We start from the raw sequence: 20652 nt of genomic DNA, 5'->3' as shown, positions 1-20652 counted from the left end.
CACCGAGGTGAATAAACAAATAATTTGATTGACAGTGTCTGTAAATTGTATTACTGTGTTGATACAATTCTAAATGAGGTTTTTCCAATGCAGATTCAATTATCCGAAGCGGATGGCACGCCTTATTACCAGCAGGTCGTGAACCAGGTCAAGTTTCTGGTGGCCTCCGGTCGTCTCGAAGCCCACGAGCAATTGCCGTCCGTCCGCGGGCTGGCGCAGCAGCTGACGATTACCCCCAATACGGTTGCGCGGGCCTATCGCGAGCTGGAAGCCGAGGGTGTCGTGATCTCGAAGCGCGGCGCTGGAGTTTTCATATCTAATGGCGTTTCTCCCCTGTCTAATAAAGAAAAACGCCGCATCCTCAACGAACGCATGGATGCCCTGCTGACCGAATCGCGTCAACTGGGCGTAGATGAAGAGACCCTGTTGAAATTACTCCGTCAGCGGAGCCAGAAATTTGATTCACATCAAGAGGTCGTAAAATGAGCGAACATGTCATTGAAGTCAGCAATTTAAGTCGTCACTTCGGCAAGAAACAGGCGTTGTCCGACGTCAGTCTGTCTGTGCCTGAAGGCTGTGTGTTCGGACTGGTCGGCGAAAATGGAGCCGGCAAAACCACGTTGTTAAAACATGTGCTGGGCTTTTTGAAGCCGCAGCAGGGGAGTGTGCGCGTATTTGGTCTGGACCCGGTGGCTGACCCGCCTGGCGTATTGGGAAGGATCGGACATCTCTCGGAAAACCGCGACCTCCCGGCCTGGATGACGGTACGCGAACTGATTGAATTCACGCGGGCCTTCTATCCGAAATGGGATCCGGTCTACGCAGAAGAACTGAGAATGATGTTTGAGCTGTCATTGAATCAGAAAGTGCCGACACTGTCACGCGGCCAACTGGCGCGGGCCGGCCTGCTCGTTGCGCTGGCCCATCGACCGCCGCTGCTCGTGCTGGACGAACCGTCGTCCGGACTGGATCCGGTGGTTCGTAAAGACATTCTGGACGCCATCATTCGTACGGTCGTCGATGAAGGGCGGACCGTTCTGTTTTCCTCGCATCTGTTAGATGAAGTGCAGCGCGTCTCTGATCGCATCGCGATTCTCGATCAGGGCAAACTGTTACTCACAAGCCCACTGGATGAAGTGCTCGTCTCGCATTACCAGTTGACGATCCGCTTCCTGGAACCGCAGCCTTATTTCCCGCAGTTGACCGGCGCACTGATGTGGTCGGGCTCGGGCAGAGAGTGGAAGATCGTCTGTAACGGTCAGAAACAGGAACTGGAAACAGAGCTGGAACAGCTGGAAGCCGAGATCCTGGATCAGACCGCACCGACACTGGAAGAAATATTCGTCGCCCGCATGAAATCGGCACAGCGTGCTTTAGAGAAGGATTGAGAACCATGACAGACGGTCTGTTACGGGTTACAAAATATTCATTACGATTACTCTGGCCAATTGGGCTGGTACTGGCAGGATTTCTGGTGCTGGCACCATTGGTTCTAGGGTTATTGTGCCGGGTGGTGTTCGGCCTGTTTCCGTATGCTTTGTATCAGTCGTCAGAGATACATCTCCTCTTTCTCGGCGTTTCGTGGTTCCTGTTTCTGGGCTTATGTTTTGGCGAATTGCAACAGATACAGAGAATGATGCCTCAAATGCCCGTTCGGTCGGTAGAAATAGTCAGCGGACCGATCCTGTCTACCATGGGTATCACATTGGTCTGCTATCTGCTGACTAATGTGTTTTACCGCCTGTTGTATTTTGATGAAAACTGGCTGCGAGAATATTGGCCTGTTACAGGACCGACCCTGTTCCTGATGACGCTGGTGATGGTCGTCCATTCCGCTTACTGGAATTTGCAGCCAATCGGTTTCATTCGGATTCTGTTCTGGAGCGGATTTGGACTGGGGATGCTGTACTGGTTATTGACCCGCTACTTTCCGCAGGGGTTAAACGGCCCGCTGTTTCCCTGGACTCAAGTGACGTTGTCAGAGTTGGCTACGATGTTACTGGTGAATGTTATAGCCTGGATTGTGGCGGTGCGATCTTTTGCCAGTGTACGCTGCGGAACCACAGTGCACAGCTGGATGTGGGAACGGGTCACAGCATTTTTGAGCAGTTTCAAACATCGGACTTTGAGAAAAGAGAACATTGGCTTTCCTTCTGCATGGAGTGCGGTGTCACGACTGTATTGGCTCGACTCGTGTCGCACGTTGACTCTGATCATCGCTTTGTTGGGCTGTCTTGTTTTTTTTATCAATCTGTCCAGTTACTTGTATCACGCGAGTCAGGGGAAGGTTGAACTGGATCCTAACATGAGCCCCATGTTTGGTCTTTCCGCATTATTTTCGATACAGGCTGCTATCGTGATCTTGTTCGGGGGCTTGATCAATTCCCTTTCGACGCGAAATTACTCTCAAATGAAAGGTTATCTGGCAGGCGTGCCTCTTTCTGATCGGGAACTCTCTGCTGTCCTGCTACGTTGTATTCTGAAATGTGTGATCCTTTCTTTATTGTTTGTGGTGATTCTGGGACTGGGAGGCAGTTATATCGCCTTTGTGCTATCACAAGGGACGGATGTCATCAGACAGTGCTGGCAATCTGTAGTGACCTTTGAATCAAAAAGTGAATTGTTAATCACTGCCGGTTACGCTCTTCTGGCATACTGGATCTTTGTTGCAAATAGTATCTCTTTGTTTTGGCTTAATTCTACGTGTTTCGCTGGGAACCTGATTCTATTACTTCCGCTATTATTAGTTGCTTCAATATTTGGTATTTTTTATCCAGTGTTCGGCTTTGTTCTCCTGCTACTCTTTGTCGGACTGAGTTGGTCTGCCACTGTAATCGCTTACATTCAAGCTTACCGTGCCAGGCTGATCGGTGTGCAGGTCATCTGGCTGGCAGCGTTGTTTTGTCTAATCGTTCCTGCCTTCTACTGGAATTTCTGGAGCTACAACGAATTACCTACGAAGCTGTTTCAATCATCCTTGCTGGTATTCACCGTGCTCCCCTTCGCGACGATCCCGCTGGCGGTCTCGTGGAATCGGCATCGGTGATATAGGGCTTTTTCAATTATAAATCTGGATCAATGAGTTTGTGGTGAAATTATGACACATTTGCTCTTTGTCGTTACAAAAACATTTACGAAACGCGCCTGGCTGGCGGCGGTGCTGGCTGTCAGCGTGCTGGTGTTCGTGCCGCTCGTTTTTCGTGGATTGATGTCGATTAAAGAACTGGGGGCTTATGGTATCTCCACTGATCCGTTTCAGTATCATTTTGCGTTTCTGGGATTGTCGTGGATCTTTTTTATCGCAATTTGCGTCCATGCCCTGCAGGGATGTGAGAAAATCGTGCTGCGATTGCCAGTTTCTTCAACTGCGATTGTCAGCGGCTTGATCCTGTTGACGGTCGGGCTGGTATTGATCCTTAATCTGGTTACGAATGGGCTGTATCGCGTCTTCTTTTTCGATCAAAACTGGCTGAGCGAATATTGGCCGTTACTGGGGCCATTATTGTTTTTAGTCACACTTGTTCTGGTAGGACATTCTTTATTCTGGAGCAGGTTTGCCCCCAGTATAACCGGGAGTTTCTTCAGTATCAGTTTCGTCGCTGCGCTTTGCTGGTGGTTTGCCTCACGCTATTTTCCAAACGGTTTTCAAGAACCGGTTGTGCCTTGGAATCATGTCACTCTTTTGGACTGGTCAACCTTGCTGGTTATTAACATCGCGGCCTGGTACCAGGGAACTCGTGCATTTGAGAAAGTTCGAGCGGGGACGGCTGAACCCAGCCTGCAGTGGTCGAAGCTGATGGTCTGTTGGAATACCCTTTCATCGGGAATACATATTGATCGTCCGGTAGAATTCAGTTCGCAACAACGCTCGCTGTCACAATTGCAGTGGCGCGATTCCTGTCGCCGTACGGTGATGATCGGGGGATTATATTTTGGCGCGGGGGGAGTGTTTCTGAGTTTTCTGTTATTCAAGCTGTCTTATGTGCCTGGCGGTCAGACGGCTGCTTTCTGGAGTTATATCCAAAGCATCTCAGTGGTAACCAATACATTGATTTTACTTGCGGCGCTGCTCATGGGGTTTTTGCTGGGCGATGGGATTCACAAACCCGGCCGCATAGAACTGAAACGTTACCTGAGTGCCGTTCCGCTGTCAGATCGAGATTTTTCTGCTATTTTGATGCGAAATTTAGTCAAGACGGTCTGCCTGGTCTGGACCAGTCTGGTGCTGGGTTGTCTGCTCAGTCATATCGTCGTACTGCATTATTTTGATTTCAATGCAGCCCCATTGAATATGCTGTTTTTAGAGTCTTATGTCAGCAGGATGCCAGAACAGTCAGTGTCTTTTCTGTTTCTCTCGGCGACAATTTTATGGGGTGTCTCTTCCACCATGGTATCGATTTTCTGGACGGGGCGTACCTGGTTCTATTTAACTGTGCTTTCCCTGTTTGGCGGATTGTGTTTTGCCTTAATTCTGATCGGTGCCTGCATTCAATCTGAATCCATTACCGGCTTGCTTTACGGATTGGCCATGATGCTCTCCACTTTTATATTAGCAGGGACAGTTGTCGCTTATTTAATCGCATATCGAAAAAAACTGATTACATTAACCGGTGTTCTGATGGCGGTTTTGTTTTTGCTGACCGCAGTATGGTTCTGCAGTTCTCTTAGGGGTGATGAATATGATTCCGTGTTTTACCGTATCTGGAATTCAAATTTCTTCTTTCGTGCAGCGGGAATTAACAGTATGCGATTTTTTGTTTTCGTACTTCTGACTTTACTGGTCACTCCTTGCGCGACAATTCCGCTGGCTGTGTCGTGGAATCGGCATCGGTGATATATGGCTTTTTCAATTGTAAATCTGGATCAATGAGTGTGCGGTGAAATTATGACACATCTGCTCTTTGTCGTTACAAAAACATTTACGAAACGCGCCTGGCTGGCGGCGGTGCTGGCGGTTTGTCTGCTCGTGCTCGGGCCGCTCTCGTTGCGTGAACTGATCTACCTTCTGGAGGGGCCGACAGACTCCGGCAGTGTGAAACCGTTTCATTTTCACTTTTCGTTTCTGGCTGCCTCCTGGGTGACCTTTATTGCCGTCTGTCTGCATGCGCTACATGGTTCGCAGCTGATGATTCGAGGCCTGCCGCTTTCCTCCGCCCGGATCGCCAGCGGTCTGATGTTTTCCTCAGTGGGGATCGTGGTCCTGCTCAGCCTGGTCACGAATGGCCTGTATCGGCTGGTGTTTTTTGACGAACACTGGCTCGCCGACTATTGGCCCGTGTTGGGGCCGCTGTTGTTTCTTTGCACGCTGGTGATGGTCGGTTATCACTGTTTCTGGAGTATGCACGCGCCCGGTTTTCTGAAAGTCGCAGGCTGGGGGACGGCTTTTGGGTTGCTGTTTTTCTGGTTCGTCGCCCGTTATTATCCAAACGGTTTTGTCAGAGGAATCGTTCCCTGGAGCCATGTGACGCTGGGGGAATTCGTCACGCTGCAGTTGGTCAGTCTGGTTGCCTGGCTGGGGGGAGTTCGCGCTTTTGCGAACATTCGTAATGGCGCCGCAACGCCGTCGCCACAGTGGGATCAGGCGCAACTCTGGTGGACCGCATTGATCACCGGCAGGATTCCCGAACGGATGTCGGTTCCGCTTTCACGGAGAATGACACTCGCACGCCTGCACTGGAGTGGCTCCTGTCAGCGGGCCGTCATTGTGGGCGGGGTTTTATTTGGTGTCGCAGTCCTGATTGTGAATCTGGCTTCCGTTGCGATGTATGATTCCAGCAGTCCTGAGTTGAATCACCTGCTGGAGCTTTCGGGAACATTTCAGATCACAACGCTGGTGCTCTCCGGCATCGCGGCGATTGGTGTGGTGATTATGCTGGCAGGCAGCCTCGCCGGAACCGGTAATACGGAAATGAATCGCTTTCTGGCGATGACGCCGCTGTCGGACAGGGAGTTGTCCGCGACGATGTTCGGGAATATGGCGAAAACGCTCCTGCTTGTAATGGCCCTGATTCAACTGGCGCTGCTGCTCAGTTACGCTGGTTTTTTGATGATACAGGGGACAGAGATATTTCACACAAAATATGACTTGAATGAATGGCTCCAGCAAAATCTGATTTATTCCAGTGTCGCGATGATTGGGTTCTGGATTCTGGCTGCGAATTTACTCTCACTCTGCTGGACCGGCCGCCAGTGGCTCTGCAATACGGTTGTGGGCGTTGTGATCGTGGGCAATATTGCTTACGTGATAATCGAGCAAATACTGCAAGCCACTGGGAGCTATCGAGCGTTGCAGGCATTCGGAACAATCATTTTCCTGGTTTATTCGCTGGTGATCATCAGTGCCACCATCGGCGCTTACCTGGATGCCAGCAAACGTTGTTTAATTCAAAAGCGAACCAGACAAGTGGCATTGTATTTCAGCCTGACTGGACTGGTTCTGTTCGAGCTCTGGATGTCTCAACAGCCGACAATGCCGGATCACTGGATCGGTTTTTTAGGATTGACGGTTCTGTTGGCGTTGATCTTCGCGCCCTTCGCCACGATTCCTTTAGCGATCTCCTGGAATCGTCATCGCTGACTGTTTTCTGAATGGAATGAGATGTGTGTGGTTTGTTGGTTTGAGGCTTAATGAAATAAAGAGGTGTCCCTGATGTCATCTGCCTTCTTAATGACGACCCGAAATTACTGTAAACGTGCCAGGCTCGGAGCATTGCTGGCGGTGGGAGCCCTGGTGCTGGGACCCCTGATCTCCCGGATTATCATGCAAGTGCAGGGATTGCGTCTCGAACATCTTGAGCAGAATGTGTTTGATTACCATTTTGCTTACCTGGGTGTTTCATACATTTTTTTTATTGGTGTCTGTCTGCAAGCGCTCACCGGCAGTGAGAAATTCTGTCTGGGTCTGCCTGTCTCTTCGACTTCGATTGCCACCTGGATGATGCTCTCGATGGTGGGGCTGGTGGTCGCATTACAACTGGTGACCAATGGTCTGTATCGCGTTCTGTTTTTCGACGATCGCTGGCTGGCGGACTACTGGCCTCTATTGGGACCACTGTTGTTTATGGTGACCTTGATCCTGGTGGGACACGCCGCTTACTGGAGCCTGCACGCACCCAGCCTGACAAAATGCATTTTCTGGTCAGCCGTGGTAGTCGCGCTGTTCTGGTGGTTTATTTCCCGCTACTTCCCCAATGGATATAACGAGGAAATCGTACCCTGGCGTACCGTCACGCTGGGTGAATTTATTCTGATGCAGAGCCTCGGCGTCGCTGCCTGGTACCAGGGGACCCGTGCCTTTGCCCATGTGCGGAATGGGACAGCGCTGCCCAGCCCCCAGTGGGAACAGCTTCAGGTCTGGTGGAAGGGGTTACTGACGGGTTCCATCCCAGAGCAGCCGATTGTGCCTCTCTCGCGGAAAGCGGCTCTGGCCCGATTGCATTGGCGCGATTCCTGTCAGCGGGCGGCGTTACTTGCCGGAGTGGGATTTGGACTGACCATGCTGGTGATCAATGTGCTGGTCATCGCCAACTTTGATCCCTCCCGAACCAACCAGAATAATTTCAGTCAACTGGTAGAAGTTTTTTCGATTTCCTCAATGTTGTTTGGTCTGATTGCAGCCATTATCGTTGCCGTCCTCATGGGAGAGGGGACCACGGGTAGCGGACGAACTGAAATGAAGCAGTTCCTTGCCAAAGCGCCGCTTGTCGATCGCGATCTGAATTCGACCCTGTTCCGCAATCTGCTCAAAACACTGGGACTGACATTTATGGGTATCGTCGTTGCGCTCACGCTCAGCCTGATCATCGCCGGGATCTGGCATGGAGCTGAGGTATTTCAGGTGTTGTTCTCTTCGGTCATTCGGGGAGGAAGTTCGATATTACCTGTGTTTTTACTGGTCATCGGTTTCTGGGTCATCGCGGCCAATATGATTTCTGTCTTCTGGACCGGTCGTTCCTGGTTTTATTTTACGGCGATCGGCGTCTTCTTCGGGGGGATAGTCTTTTATATCATTCTGATGAATCTCGGAGATACTCTGTTTCGTAATTCGATGCTCTATCACTACATGACAATCGTGCTGCTGTTGTTACCGCCTCTGTTGATTTGTGGTGGAACCATCGCCGCTTATATAACGGCCCTCCGCCGGAAACTGATCTCACAGACAGTCGCGATCGTGGCGCTGGTATTCTGGCTCACAAGCCTTGTCGGAGCTCTGACCTGGATGCTGGAACGCTTTCAATACTATCGCAGTGTCAATTGGGGGTTATTACTGTTCTGCGCGTCGCTGTGTGCTTTGGTCCTGGCTCCGTTCGCGACGATTCCACTGGCGCTGACGTGGAACCGGCATCGGTAATTCAACTGAAACAGGATCACTCTGCTAAGAAAAAAAGGCTTGTCTTAAGCCATGAAATTCGTTGAAAAATGAGGTACCACTGATGTCATCCATCTTTTATGCGACCACCAAACAGTTTTGTAAACGTGCCTGGTTCGGCGCGGTTCTCGCCGTCGGGGCGCTGGTGATGGGACCCCTGTCGATTGTGCTTATTTTAAAGTTCAACGGATTACAATCGGATCAGATGGAGCAGAATTACTTTGACTTTCATTTTGCCTATCTGGGGGTCTCCTGGGTCTTTTTTCTGGGTGTCTGTCTGCATGCATTCTCTGGCAGCGAAAAATACTGTCTGGGTCTGCCGGTTTCTTCTGCTTCCATTGCCACCTGGCTGATGCTGGCAATGGCGGGGTTCGTGGTGGTGCTGCAACTACTGACCAATGGTCTCTATCGGCTGCTGTTTTTTGATGAGCACTGGCTTACCAATTATTGGCCTTTATTGGGACCGCTCTTATTTCTGGTTACCCTGATTCTGGTGGGACATTGCCTGTTCTGGAGCATGCATGCTCCCAGCTTTACTAAAACATTTCTGGGAGTCTCTTTGACGATGGGAATGCTGGTCTGGTTTGTTTCCCGGTATTACCCGAACGGATTCAAGTCAGATATCGTTCCCTGGAGTCGCGTGACGCTGGGTGAGCTTGTGACCATGCAACTGACCTGCCTCGCGGCCTGGTATCAGGGGACACGTGCCTTTGCAGAGGTCCGTGCCGGTACCGCGGTTCCCAGCCCTGCCTGGGAAAGGATGAAGGTCTGGTGGAATGCGCTGCTCACCGGAGCGATTCCCGAGCAGTCAGTGGTTCCCTTCTCGCCGCGATCATCGCTGTCCCGTTTGCATTGGCGCGATTCGTGTCAGCAGTCTGTTATTGTCGGGGGAGGAGTATTCGGCCTGTTGTTGTTGATGTTCAACCTTTTGATTGGGACACGGCTCAATTCAGAGCCGACAGCTCTGCGAGATGTCTTGGAAGGTTTTGTAGCCATGTCAACTATTCTCACCTTGGCCGCTGCTGTCACTGCAGGAGCGATATTGGGGCTGGGGATTTGCAGCACGGGACGCACGGAAATGAAACGCTGTCTGGCAATGGCTCCGGTGACGGATCCTGATTTTAATGCCACACTGTTCTCGAACATGGTCAAAGTGTTGGGCTGGTCCATTCTGATCGTTCAATCGGCTCTGCTGCTGAGTCTGATCGTCACTGCAGTACTTTATGGAGTAGACACGTTGAGCGTACTGCAGGTAACCGGTTTTCTGGGGAATGGATCAAACAGCTTGAGTGATATGCTGTTGTATTTATTCGGAGGAAATGGATTTTTGTGTCATACGCTGGTGACATTGATCGGATTCTGGATCATCGCTGCGAATATAGTTTCCGTACTCTGGACAGGACGTACCTGGTTTATCGTCTCTGCGATCGGAGTCTGCTTTGGTGGTCTGTTTTTCTACAGCATGATGATTAGCTTGCTGGAAGCATTTTTTCCTCGTCAGTATCTGGCGGAATGGGTCATCATCAGCATGTTGCTGATTTTATATTTTCTGATTCTGGGAGGCACTCTCGCCGCCTACATGGCTGCCCGTCGCAGGCAATTGATCTCAAAAGCCCGGTTCCTTGGGGCGGGTTTGCTCTGGTCATTTGCTGTCATGGGAGTGCTGGTGACTTTGCTGAGCATGGCTCCACATTACCCGTTTCGGACGATGTGTGGGGAGTTTTGTGTTTTTTCAGCCCTGGGTGCCCTGGTCCTCGCGCCGTTTGCCACGATTCCTCTGGCACTGTCATGGAACCGGCATCGGTAGTCTCACTTGAATGAGATTTGGTTTTTAAATGTGGAAAAGGCAACACTGATGTTCGGTGTGTCTGGTTAAATAGAACTGAGGTACTTCTGATGTCATCCGCCTTGATTGCGACGACAAAAAGTTTTTGTAAACGTGCCTGGCCGGGCGCTTCAATCGGCGTGGCTACGCTCGTGATCGTGCCTCTGATGATCAGAATTCTGATGCATTTGCAGGGGTATCGCATTCCTTATAATGACCAGGAAATGTTTAGCCTGCACTTTACTTATCTGGGGATTTCCTGGGTTCTTTTTCTCAGTATCACCGTGCGGGCCCTGGCAGGTTGTCAGACGTTTTGTCGCGGCTTACCGATCTCTTCCCGGGCCATTGCCACCTGGTTGATGCTGGCGATGGTGGGGCTGGTGGTTGTCTTACAACTGGCAACGAATGGTGCCTACCGGGCTCTGTTTTTTGATGAACGCTGGCTCTCCGATTACTGGCCCGTTTTAGGTCCAGTGCTGTTTCTGGTTACTCTGGTTCTGACGGGACACGCGATTTTCTGGACTCTGAATGCGCCCAGTTATACACGCATCATTTTGAGTATGGGAATTATCGTGGCGCTGTTCTGGTGGTTCCTGTCACGCTACTTTCCCGATGGATTCAAAGCGGATGCCGTTCCCTGGAGTCATGTGACGCTCGGCGAATTCGCGTTGATGCAACTGGTGAGTCTGGCCGCCTGGTATCAGGGAACACGCGCTTTTTCCAGTCTCCGTTCCGGTACTGCTTTACCCAGTCCACAATGGACACAGACCCGCAACTGGTGGGACAGCCTGACGACTGGTGCAAGCTCCAGCAGTCTTACGACGTTAGATTCACACCGGGCGGCACTCGCCCGTCTGCACTGGCGCGACAGCTGTCAGCGCGCGGTCATCATGGGTGGAGGAATGTTTGGTGTCGCCGTTCTGGTTCTCAATACGGTCCTGCGAAACGCCAACGGTTCACATCCGATTAATATGACCGAAGGCTTTATGCAAATCTATTTGATGTTTTCGATCATTGCTGCGCTTGTAGTCGGGCTTGTTGCCGGCGAAGGAACATGCGGACCGGGCAGAACGGAAATGAAAGGCTTTCTGGCGGTCACTCCGTTATCAGACCGTGACTTCGTGGTCGCATTGTTCGGAAACCTGGTCAAAACAGTACTCTATGCAAGTCTGCTGATACAGGCGGGATTGATGTTGAATATGCTGGTATTCGTCGCCCCCGGCATGCTTCAGGGAGACCAGGCTTCGATTGTAACCTCCAGAGTGCTACTCTACTGGTTCGTTTACACCGCGTATTCTCTGGCCTGTTTCTGGACGATTGCTGCGAATGTGAGTTCCGTACTCTGGACCGGACGCTCCTGGTTTTATTATCTGGTGATCGGCAGTATTATTGGCTGCTTCGGTCTGTTTGTCTTCATTGTCAATTCAACCGATCGAGTTTCCCATTCCCCCAACAATCTCTATTACCAAATGGCGTTTTTCCTGGCGCTGGCGTTCCTGATCTTTGTCGGCGTGGTGACCGCTTTTGTCACCGCCTGTCGCAGGGGATTGACGAAAGTATCAACGGCAGCGATCGTCGGCGGACTGTGGCTGGTCGGTTCTCTGGCTGCGATCTGGCTGAAATTTCCTGCACCGACGGGGCCGGCAGAGGTTCTGACTTTCTGTCTGTACGTCTTTTTCCTCTCGTTGTTTGCGCTTGCTTTTGCGCCCCTTGCCACGATACCACTGGCGCTCTCGTGGAACCGGCATCGGTAACTCCGTCATTCCCAAGCGATTACAACATGAGCGTGCCACCCTAAATCCTGTGAAATTCTTACTTTCAAAGCAATTCCCTCTCGATAGTGACTTGCAGTCCTGAGCTCAGCAACTAAAAATAAACAGTTAAGGCAGCTTACCTGTTTCAGAGCTGATGAGTCAGCGTGCACAATTCTGAAAGTGTATGCAAGCATACGGCATCCTGTCGACCTGTATCAGCTATCTGAGTCGTTCAATTGAGGAGAATTCATGGCGTCTGCAACCTATCAGAAATTTGCGCGGATCCTGTCAGCAGGGATCGTGATCACGCTGGTTGCCGGTTTCACTGGTTCCCTGAGCCAGGCTGAAGAACCGGTCATCAAGGTTCCCCTCGGTCTGCCTCCGATCGAATTTCCGGAAGACAACCCGCCCACTGTCGAAAAAATCGCGTTGGGCAAACAGCTGTATTTTGACAAACGGCTCTCGCGGGACAATACCATTTCCTGTGCCAGCTGTCATTCGCCGACTAAAGGTTACAGCAACGCCGACCAGTTTGCGACCGGCTTCAAAGGCCAGAAGGGAGGCCGCAACTCCCCCACGGTGATCAACGCTGCCTACAACAAGTTTCATTTCTGGGACGGCCGCGCCGGATCTCTGGAAGAACAGGCGCTGGGACCGATTGCGAATCCCATCGAAATGAATTTAACGACCAAAGAAGCCATCGAACGGATCAACGCCATCCCCGGCTATAAAAAACAGTTCCAGAAAATCTTTGGCTCTGATGCGACTGAAGAAACCGTCGCGAAAGCCATCGCCACTTATGAGCGTACGATTTTATGTGGCGATGCTCCCTACGATCGCTTTAAAGCGGGCGACAAGAAAGCCCTCTCGGAATCTGCACAACGGGGCATGCAGCTGTTTTTTGGAAAGGCTGCCTGTAGCTCGTGTCATTCCGGTCCCACATTTACTGACCACGCTTTTCATAATGTCGGCGTGGGCATGGATGCAAAAGAACCGGACGCCGGACGCAAAACCATCAGTAATCTGGGGGGAGATCATGGCAGCTTCAAAACCCCGACCGTGCGTGATATCGCCCGATCTGCTCCTTATATGCACGATGGCAGCCTGAAGACTTTGAAAGAAGTTGTAGATCACTATAATAAAGGTGGTATTCCCAACGAGTTTCTCGATGAAGAAATCTTCAAACTGAATTTAACCCCTCAGGAAGTGGATGACCTGGTGACCTTCATGAAAGAAGGTTTATCCAGTTCGAATTATCCTGAGCATAAAGAACCTGAGCTACCCTGAATCAACACTCTCGGCGGATGTCTCATGCATGAAGACGAGACGCAAAACTAATTGAAAATCCCCTTTTCAAAGGAAGATGAACACCATGCAGTGGAATTTACAACAAATCTTGAAAGCAACCGCATACTGCCTGACCGCAGCCTGCCTGATGCTCGGAAGTTCTTACCTGGCCGCCGATGAAAAAGGTGACAAAAAAGGCGATGAGAAGAAAGAAGTCAAAAAGGAAGAACCCAAAAAAGATGCTCCTAAAAAAGAGGAGCCCAAAAAAGAATCTCCTAAAAAAGAGACTAAGCCTGCCCCTAAAAAGGAAGAGCCTAAAAAAGAAGAACCCAAGAAGGAAGAGCCTAAAAAGCCTGCTGTCACTGTAAAGACTCTGGTAACTAACCTTGAAAGCCCCAGTGGTATCGCTGTTCAGGATGGCACAGGTCACGTCTTCGTTGCCAGCCGCTATGGCGTGTATCGCTATGACGCCAAAGGTAAAACCGTCGATCTGGAAATCGCCGGTTACCCGACGGACGTCTACGGAAAAGGTCCCAAATACAACATCGGACCTTTGGGCGTTGCTTTCATGGATAAAGATCATCTCGTCGTAGGTGACGGCAGTCGTCCCGATGCAGAAGAACTGGTTCGTATCTACAAAGTCGGCGACAAGCCTCTGGAAAAATGGGTCAAAGAAGACACTGCCGTGCAGACTCTGGGCCCCATCAAAGCGGGCGACAAATCTGCCAAAGGCGAAGGTAACTTCTACGGCGTTGCCGTGGGTGGTGGAGCAATCTTTATCACTTGTAATGGTGATGACACCAAAGGCTGGGTTGCCAAGTCGGTGATCAAAGACGGTAAAGCCGGTCCGCTGGAACCCAGCATCGCCACCAAAGAAGCAACCAACGTTGATGCTCCCGTTGCCATCACATTTTCTCTTGATGGAAAAGAACTGGTCATCGGCCAGATGGGTGAAGTCAATGTCGCCGGCGATAGCCTGCTGACGTTCTACGATCCCAAAACGGGCAAACTCACCAAGAGCCTGAAAACCGGACTGAGCGACATCGCTGGTCTGGCTTACAGCCCTAAAACCAAGAAACTGTACGCCACTGATTTCTCCTGGGTCGACGCTACTAAAGGGGGGCTGTTCGAACTGAAAATCGACGGCGATAAAGTGACCGCTGAAAAAGTGATCTCACTCGACAAGCCAGCCGCCATCGCCTTTGACAAAGAAGGCAACCTGTATCTGACCGTCTTTGGAACTCAGGGGAAAGATGCTGAAAAATCTCCCGGTTCACTGGCAGTCATCAAGGCTGGTCTCTAAAACGGACGCTCACAATGCGGGTTGCTGTGATATTCACTCAACCCGCGTTCTGTTGAAAACAATATTTTTATCACCAATATTTTGAAGGTAAGTAAAGACTAATGACAGTTCAAGTTATGCAACCCGCTCCTGATTTTGCACTGCAGGGTTACGATCGCGCCTCTGATTCATTCAAGGACTACAAACTGGAAGACTTCAAAGGCAAGTGGGTTTGCCTGTTCTTCTATCCGCTGGACTTCACGTTCGTCTGTCCTACAGAGTTGATTGCATTCAATGACTCTCTCGGTGAATTTGAATCACGCAACTGCCAGGTCCTGACTGCCAGCACCGACAGCAAGTACTCCCACAAAGGCTGGTGCGACGCTGATCCTCAACTGGCTGATCTGAAATACCCCATGCTGGCTGATGGCACTCATAAACTTTCCCGCGATTACGGCGTGCTCAAAGAAGATGCCGGAATCGCCCTGCGTGGTATCTTCCTGATCGATCCGACCGGTGTCTGTTCATGGCTGGCCATTCACGGTCTGAGCGTCGGACGAAACGTTGAAGAAGTGCTGCGTGTTCTCGACGCACTCCAGACAGGCGAAAACGTTCCCTGTAACTGGAAAAAAGGCGAAAATACTCTCTAAGCCGTCTTTCATTCGTCAAACGAAATTTAAGCAGGAGACTCCCATCCGGGGCTCCTGCTTTTTTTATCGCCCGATGGTGATAAGTCGATAGAACCCGGCGGTTTGAGTGTGAATCTGAAATACATCACGTCATTTTTCGTGACTTTCGGCCTGTCTGCTGCTACCTTAAAATGATCAGAACCTGATTCGCATCCGATCCAACCGAGGAGAAATCCGTTGAAGTGCTCAGCCCTTTTTGTCCGATTATCGTTACTCTGTTTACTCGCCTGCTGCTCGGTCTCCTGTCTGGATTCCAACCAGGCCGATCAGAAAGAACAGCAGTCCCAGAGCCAGGGTCAGCAGGATAAACTATCGGTCCTGCTCATTGACGGTCAGAACAACCATCAATGGCAGATGACGACGCCGGTCCTCAAAAAGATCCTCGAAAACTCGGGCCGCTTCAAAGTGGAGGTCTCTACGACTCCCGAAGGCATCCCCCGCAAGCCTCGCGTACCGACCGGTAAAGATCAGGAGAAATACGATGTCGAGCAACTCAAACGCTGGGAAGAAACAGTCGCCCGCATCAAACAGGAATCGCCTGAACAATGGAAAGCGTGGCGGCCCGATTTCAGTAAGTACGATGTGATCGTCAGTAACTACAACGGCGAAAGCTGGCCCGAAGAAGTCAAACAGTCGTTCGAAAAGTATATCAGCGAGGGAGGCAGCTTCGTCGTCGTGCACGCCGCCGACAACGCATTCTCCGACTGGCCCGCTTACAACGAAATGATCGCCGTCGGAGGCTGGGGGGGCCGCGATGAAAACTCAGGCCCCATGCTGCGTCTCCGCGAAGGGGAATGGGTCGAAGATACCACCGCTGGTCGCGGAGGTACACACGGCACACGGATTCCCGTTGTTGTCAAAGTCCGTAAGCCCGAGCATCCTATTGTGAAAGGACTCCCCCAGGAGTGGATGCATCCCGCTGACGAAGTTTACGGCAAACTGCGAGGTCCTGCCAAAAATGTCAGCATCCTGGCGACCGCTTATTCCGAACTCGATCAGCGGGGCACCGGCGAACATGAACCGATCATGATGACCATCGATTACGGTAAAGGTCGCGTGTTTCATACCACTCTAGGCCATGACGTCACTGCTTTGCAGGGAACCGGATTCCAGATCACTTTGCAGCGGGGCACCGAATGGGCGGCGACGGGTGAAGTCACACAGCCAATCCCCAACGTCAAATGGAACGATCACGAACCGACCGTGCAAAAACCCTGAGCCAATGATAACTTTTCAGGCGAGAGTGAAGTCAATCACTGGCGTCACTCTCGCTGATCGGTTTATGCAATTGCACGGGTTTGGTCTGATTTTTTCGCATCCGCAGATTCAGCATTTCGACGGCCACAGAAAACGCCATCGCGAAATAGATATACCCTTTGGGCACATGTACGCCGAAGCCTTCCACCATCAGTGTTACGCCAACCATGATCAGAAACGACAGCGCCAGAATTTTAATCGTCGGATGGTCATCCACGAAATCGCCGATCGGCCTGGCAGCAAACAGCATCACGAGGACAGACAGCACAATCGCGACTGCCATCAGTGAAACATGGTCCGACAACCCGACCGCAGTGATCACCGAATCCAGCGAAAACACGATGTCCAGCACGCCGATCTGTACCAGTATCGAACCAAAACTGGCCTGCGCTGCGCTCGATGCTGTTGCTGCATGCGCACCACCTTCCAGGCTGTTATGAATTTCATGCGTCGCTTTCGCCAGCAGAAACAGGCCGCCTCCCACCAGAATCAGATCCCGTCCCGAGAATTCCCACTCGAATAGAGAGAACCAGGGCTCCGTCAGCCCCATGACCCACGAGATCGAAAACAGCAGAACCAGCCGCGCCACCATCGCCAGGCCCAGTCCCAGCGATCGCGCCAGGTCCCGTTCTTTTTCCGGCAGTCTGCCCACCAGGATAGAGATGAAAATGATGTTGTCGATTCCCAGCACGATCTCCAGCGACGCCAGTGTCGCCAGCGCTATCCAGGCTTCCGGGCTGGCCAGCCATTCAAACATTTTCAGTCCAATCCATAAAAGTGAAATTCAACACGTACCGGATTATACACATCCGCTCGAATCTGAAAAGCAGGAGAACGTCTGGTATGACAGTTTGGCTGACTGAAATTTCAGATATTCGCACCGTTTACCTGAAAATCCATAAGTCTGGCTGAGCCACATTCCTGCTGCTTCCTCGAAACCACTGAATAAAAGCAGTCTAAAATATTTAGCTTGACTCGCCGCCGCGATTCTCGAAACTGCGCTGAACTGTGTCGCGCGCGTGTCCAGTTCTACGAGCAGTGAAATATTTCGCACCTGCGCGGCAGAGCACCATAAAAGTCCCCCGGTAAAACGCCATTGATCCAGCCGTCTCTGCCACCTGTTCCCGATGAGCAGTTCAAATAACTGCGGGTCGACACAGTTCATTCCGTCCTCGTTTCGCAGTGGTACAGTTTCAGCCAGTATCACACCGGTATCGCGACTTATCGCCTTGACTGGTGAACGCCGATCGCGAGGATCTTCAATTCGTAAACATTGCAAGGCAGAGCTTCCGCTCAGACATCCCTCAACCAGAAACCACGACAGCAAAGCTCCGATCTGCGTCAAAGTCACCTCCTTGAACAGGTATCGCGAACCGCGTCAGACCAATCTGAATATCAGGCGGGGCCGCCGCAGCAGATACTGTGGATTCTACCCGAATGTCAGGACAGACCCTCAGATAAACACCGGCCAGCAGTGATATGAGCAGTAAACCCCTTGTTTTCAAGGCATTTATAATGAAATGTGTGGGTGGGATGTGAACATTAATCACCATAAATCCCAGGCAAGTTTCTTTAAGTATTCTTTGTATCTGCCCCAGATGACAGTAGTATACATCTTCCTGGTGGAGTGTCATTCTTAAAATTTGGGTTGATAGATATCACGAGAGTGCGACAACGGAGCACGTAAACAACACCCCCATCCCTCAATTTGTAGCTTGACAGAGCACTAGACTGAAGGTATCCAATTGTTACGACAGCGCGAATCACAGCCGGATAATCAATCCCCCATGTTACTATTCGACTGGTTAACCACTCTCCAGCAGCAGTACCGCAGCCGTTTCAGACAGTGCGCGCGGATCAGACAACACCGGAATCGACACGCCTGCACCCCCTGCATCGCGCGCGCCACTCCCCGCCATGCAGTCGAGTTGCTGGAAGACCGTATGCTGCTGACCGCGTTCACAGTGGTCAACGCGAACGATTCAGGCGAAGGCAGTCTCCGCGATGCGATAGAACCGGCCAACGCGAATGCCGGTGCCGACATGATCTCGTTCAATGCTTCACTCGCCGGACAGACGATTGTGCTCACAGATGAGTTGTTGATTTCAGACGACCTGACCATCACAGGCCTGGGGGCCGATCAGCTCACTCTTGACGGAAACGGTGACAGCCGTATTTTTAATAGCGATGATGGAGACAGAAATACAACGATCACTGTTGAGCTCAGTGGTCTCACGCTCACGAATGGATACGCCGATTTTGGTGGTGCGATTTATAATTCGGAGTTTCTTTCAGTGGCAGATATGACGATCACGGAAAATGAAGCGATCAGATCCGGGGGAGGTATTTTTCACCGTTATTATGAACCTTTTTCTTACATATCATATGGTTACTTACTTTATAGATTCACAAAATGTGTATGACAATGATCATGATCCCGAAGTGGTCATAATCAACAGCACAATATCCGGAAACATAGCTCGGTCGGGGGCCGGGATTTACAATTCGGGCGGCAAGATAAGCGTGTTGAGCAGCACTCTCACACGTAACTCCGCCAGTGGCTCAGGTGGTGGCATTTCGAATTCTGGTAATCTCTTCATCGGGGAAAGCACACTTTCAGAGAATACTGCATACTCAGGTGGTGGAGTTTATCACTTGAATGGTCGATTGCAGTTACTGAATAGTACCGTCTCAGGAAACACTGCGCGGACCTCCGGCGGCGGCATTCAATCTGGACTTACAGTTGACACCGCTCCAGTTATTTTTCCGCTGAGTTATTTCTTTAATTGTGACACAGCTATAGAACCATATATAGGCCCATTGGTCAATGTGTCTCAGGCGACATCTAATCTAACGGATTCAGGCCCAGATGAATTCATAAACACGACTCCCTCCAGTACAGGGCTGTTAATGAATGATCTTGCGAACGATATACGCAACAGACTAACTATTATCGAAATCACAAACAGTACCATCACCAGAAATTCAGCTGTCTCTTCGGGAGGGGGCATTTTTGCAGATTCACATCTGGTGTCCCAGAACTTAATCACGAACAGTATCATTGCCGGGAATACAGCATTAATTTCCCAACAGATCAGTGGTAGTTTTACTGATAATACGAATATTATCCAGCACATTCTTGAAGGCTTGCTGGATCCGATACTCAGAGACAACGGCGGCCCTACAAAGACGCACGCCTTACTGCCAGGCAGCGTGGCCATTGATGCGGGCAGCAATCAGGCAGCCTCAGAAGCGGGACTTACCACAGACCAGCGCGGCGAGGGTTCGCAGCGCATCAAAGAGGGAACCATCGATATCGGGGCACTGGAAGTGCAGGCCCCCTTCACCCAGGTTGATTTCCGGTTTGCTAATTCGAACTCGCGCAAACTCAACAACGGCGAACAGGAACAGCTGCACGAAAACCGGATCTGGCTGGACGAGACCGGGAATTACTGGCTCGAAATCTGGCTCAATACTCCCGCTTCGACCAATCCGGGAATTCAGTCTGCCGGCTTCAATTTGCATTACAACACCTCAGCCGCGACCGCCGTCAGTATCGAGTATGGCGGTGCCTTCGCGCAAAATCAGTCGGGAACCATCAATCAGGATACCGGGACGATAGAAAATCTCTCGGCAGAAACATCTCGCACCGATGTCGGCGATGATCGGTATACACTGTTTGCCCGCATTCAGTTTCACGCGAACATGACAGAATCGACAGACGGGGAACGAGGCCGTCATTCCCGGGCGTCAGTGGTCAATCCGGAACCTGCCAGCGACATTCCGGCCTTCAACGATCTGGTACAGGGCGACCTGCAATTCGACTACTACGTGCAGCCAGACAATTTCTTTGCTGCTTTAAATCTCCCCTCGAACCATGATTTCGCGTATGACAGCCAACTGGCATTGATTGACTTGCCCGGCGGCCCGGTTGTCAATCAAGCGGACAATGAAACAGGCATACTGAATGACCTGGATTCCCTGGTCGGCAGCCGAGACGAAACAGAAGCTGATCTCCTGAAAATTCCAACGTCCACAGATCGCGATTTCTCTGCTGAAGATGACGCCGATCAGTTCTTCTCAGACCTCACTGAGGAAACAGAACTGCTTGTCTTCTGAGCCGAAATTAACCCTCCCTGACCGAATTGATTCACAAGCCCTGTTACAATAGACTTAAAATAGTTCGTTTA

Annotated in this window: 15 protein-coding genes; 14 read left to right on the top strand and 1 reads right to left on the bottom strand. The window is 51.0% G+C overall.

What is annotated here, in order from left to right:
- The first annotated feature begins 87 nt into the window (after positions 1–87).
- From Pan161_RS28115 to Pan161_RS28060, 12 genes are all read left to right on the top strand, one after another.
- Entirely contained in the window at positions 88–486 is a 399-nt protein-coding gene (locus tag Pan161_RS28115) for a GntR family transcriptional regulator (RefSeq protein WP_145232043.1), read from the top strand.
- Positions 483–1388 (top strand): ABC transporter ATP-binding protein, encoded by a 906-nt coding sequence (locus tag Pan161_RS28110; protein ID WP_145232042.1) that lies wholly within the window; start codon positions 483–485, stop codon positions 1386–1388. Before Pan161_RS28115 ends, Pan161_RS28110 begins: the two co-directional genes overlap by 4 nt.
- 5 nt (positions 1389–1393) lie before the next feature.
- Complete coding sequence (locus Pan161_RS28105; protein ID WP_145232041.1) at positions 1394–3046, top strand: hypothetical protein; 1653 nt, start codon at positions 1394–1396, stop codon at positions 3044–3046.
- A 51-nt stretch (positions 3047–3097) separates the two neighbouring features.
- The gene (locus tag Pan161_RS28100) at positions 3098–4834 is read left to right on the top strand and encodes a hypothetical protein (protein ID WP_145232040.1); all 1737 of its coding nucleotides are present in this window, start codon (positions 3098–3100) and stop codon (positions 4832–4834) included.
- Between the two features lie 51 nt (positions 4835–4885).
- Entirely contained in the window at positions 4886–6577 is a 1692-nt protein-coding gene (locus Pan161_RS28095) for a hypothetical protein (RefSeq protein WP_145232039.1), read from the top strand.
- 72 nt (positions 6578–6649) lie between these two features.
- Positions 6650–8350 (top strand): hypothetical protein, encoded by a 1701-nt coding sequence (locus tag Pan161_RS28090; protein WP_232103531.1) that lies wholly within the window; start codon positions 6650–6652, stop codon positions 8348–8350.
- An 82-nt stretch (positions 8351–8432) separates the two neighbouring features.
- Positions 8433–10175, top strand: coding sequence for a YfhO family protein (locus Pan161_RS28085; RefSeq protein WP_145232038.1), 1743 nt, complete (start codon positions 8433–8435; stop codon positions 10173–10175).
- Between the two features lie 89 nt (positions 10176–10264).
- A complete protein-coding gene (locus Pan161_RS28080) occupies positions 10265–11947 on the top strand; it encodes a hypothetical protein (protein WP_145232037.1) in 1683 nt (560 codons plus the stop codon).
- Positions 11948–12196: 249 nt separating this feature from the next.
- Entirely contained in the window at positions 12197–13234 is a 1038-nt protein-coding gene (locus Pan161_RS28075; protein WP_145232036.1) for a cytochrome-c peroxidase, read from the top strand.
- 85 nt (positions 13235–13319) lie between these two features.
- Complete coding sequence (locus Pan161_RS28070) at positions 13320–14537, top strand: NHL repeat-containing protein (protein WP_145232035.1); 1218 nt, start codon at positions 13320–13322, stop codon at positions 14535–14537.
- A gap of 101 nt (positions 14538–14638) precedes the next feature.
- On the top strand, positions 14639–15166 hold the full coding sequence (locus Pan161_RS28065) for a peroxiredoxin (protein WP_145232034.1): 528 nt from the start codon (positions 14639–14641) through the stop codon (positions 15164–15166).
- Positions 15167–15382: 216 nt separating this feature from the next.
- Positions 15383–16423 (top strand): ThuA domain-containing protein, encoded by a 1041-nt coding sequence (locus tag Pan161_RS28060; RefSeq protein WP_232103530.1) that lies wholly within the window; start codon positions 15383–15385, stop codon positions 16421–16423.
- Between the two features lie 31 nt (positions 16424–16454).
- Here the strand turns inward: Pan161_RS28060 and Pan161_RS28055 are convergent, their stop codons facing one another.
- A complete protein-coding gene (locus tag Pan161_RS28055; RefSeq protein WP_145232033.1) occupies positions 16455–17219 on the bottom strand; it encodes a TerC family protein in 765 nt (254 codons plus the stop codon).
- Between the two features lie 988 nt (positions 17220–18207).
- Between Pan161_RS28055 and Pan161_RS28050 the strand changes: the two genes are divergently transcribed.
- Both Pan161_RS28050 and Pan161_RS28045 read left to right on the top strand, forming a co-directional pair.
- The gene (locus Pan161_RS28050; RefSeq protein ID WP_145232032.1) at positions 18208–18885 is read left to right on the top strand and encodes a hypothetical protein; all 678 of its coding nucleotides are present in this window, start codon (positions 18208–18210) and stop codon (positions 18883–18885) included.
- A gap of 607 nt (positions 18886–19492) precedes the next feature.
- Entirely contained in the window at positions 19493–20581 is a 1089-nt protein-coding gene (locus tag Pan161_RS28045; RefSeq protein WP_145232031.1) for a choice-of-anchor Q domain-containing protein, read from the top strand.
- The last annotated feature ends 71 nt before the right edge of the window (positions 20582–20652 follow it).

Origin of the sequence: Gimesia algae (genome assembly GCF_007746795.1) — a bacterium.
GTDB lineage: Bacteria > Planctomycetota > Planctomycetia > Planctomycetales > Planctomycetaceae > Gimesia > Gimesia algae.
The sequence above is the reverse complement of the archived record's forward strand: the minus strand, read 5'-3'. Positions and strand labels throughout refer to the sequence as shown.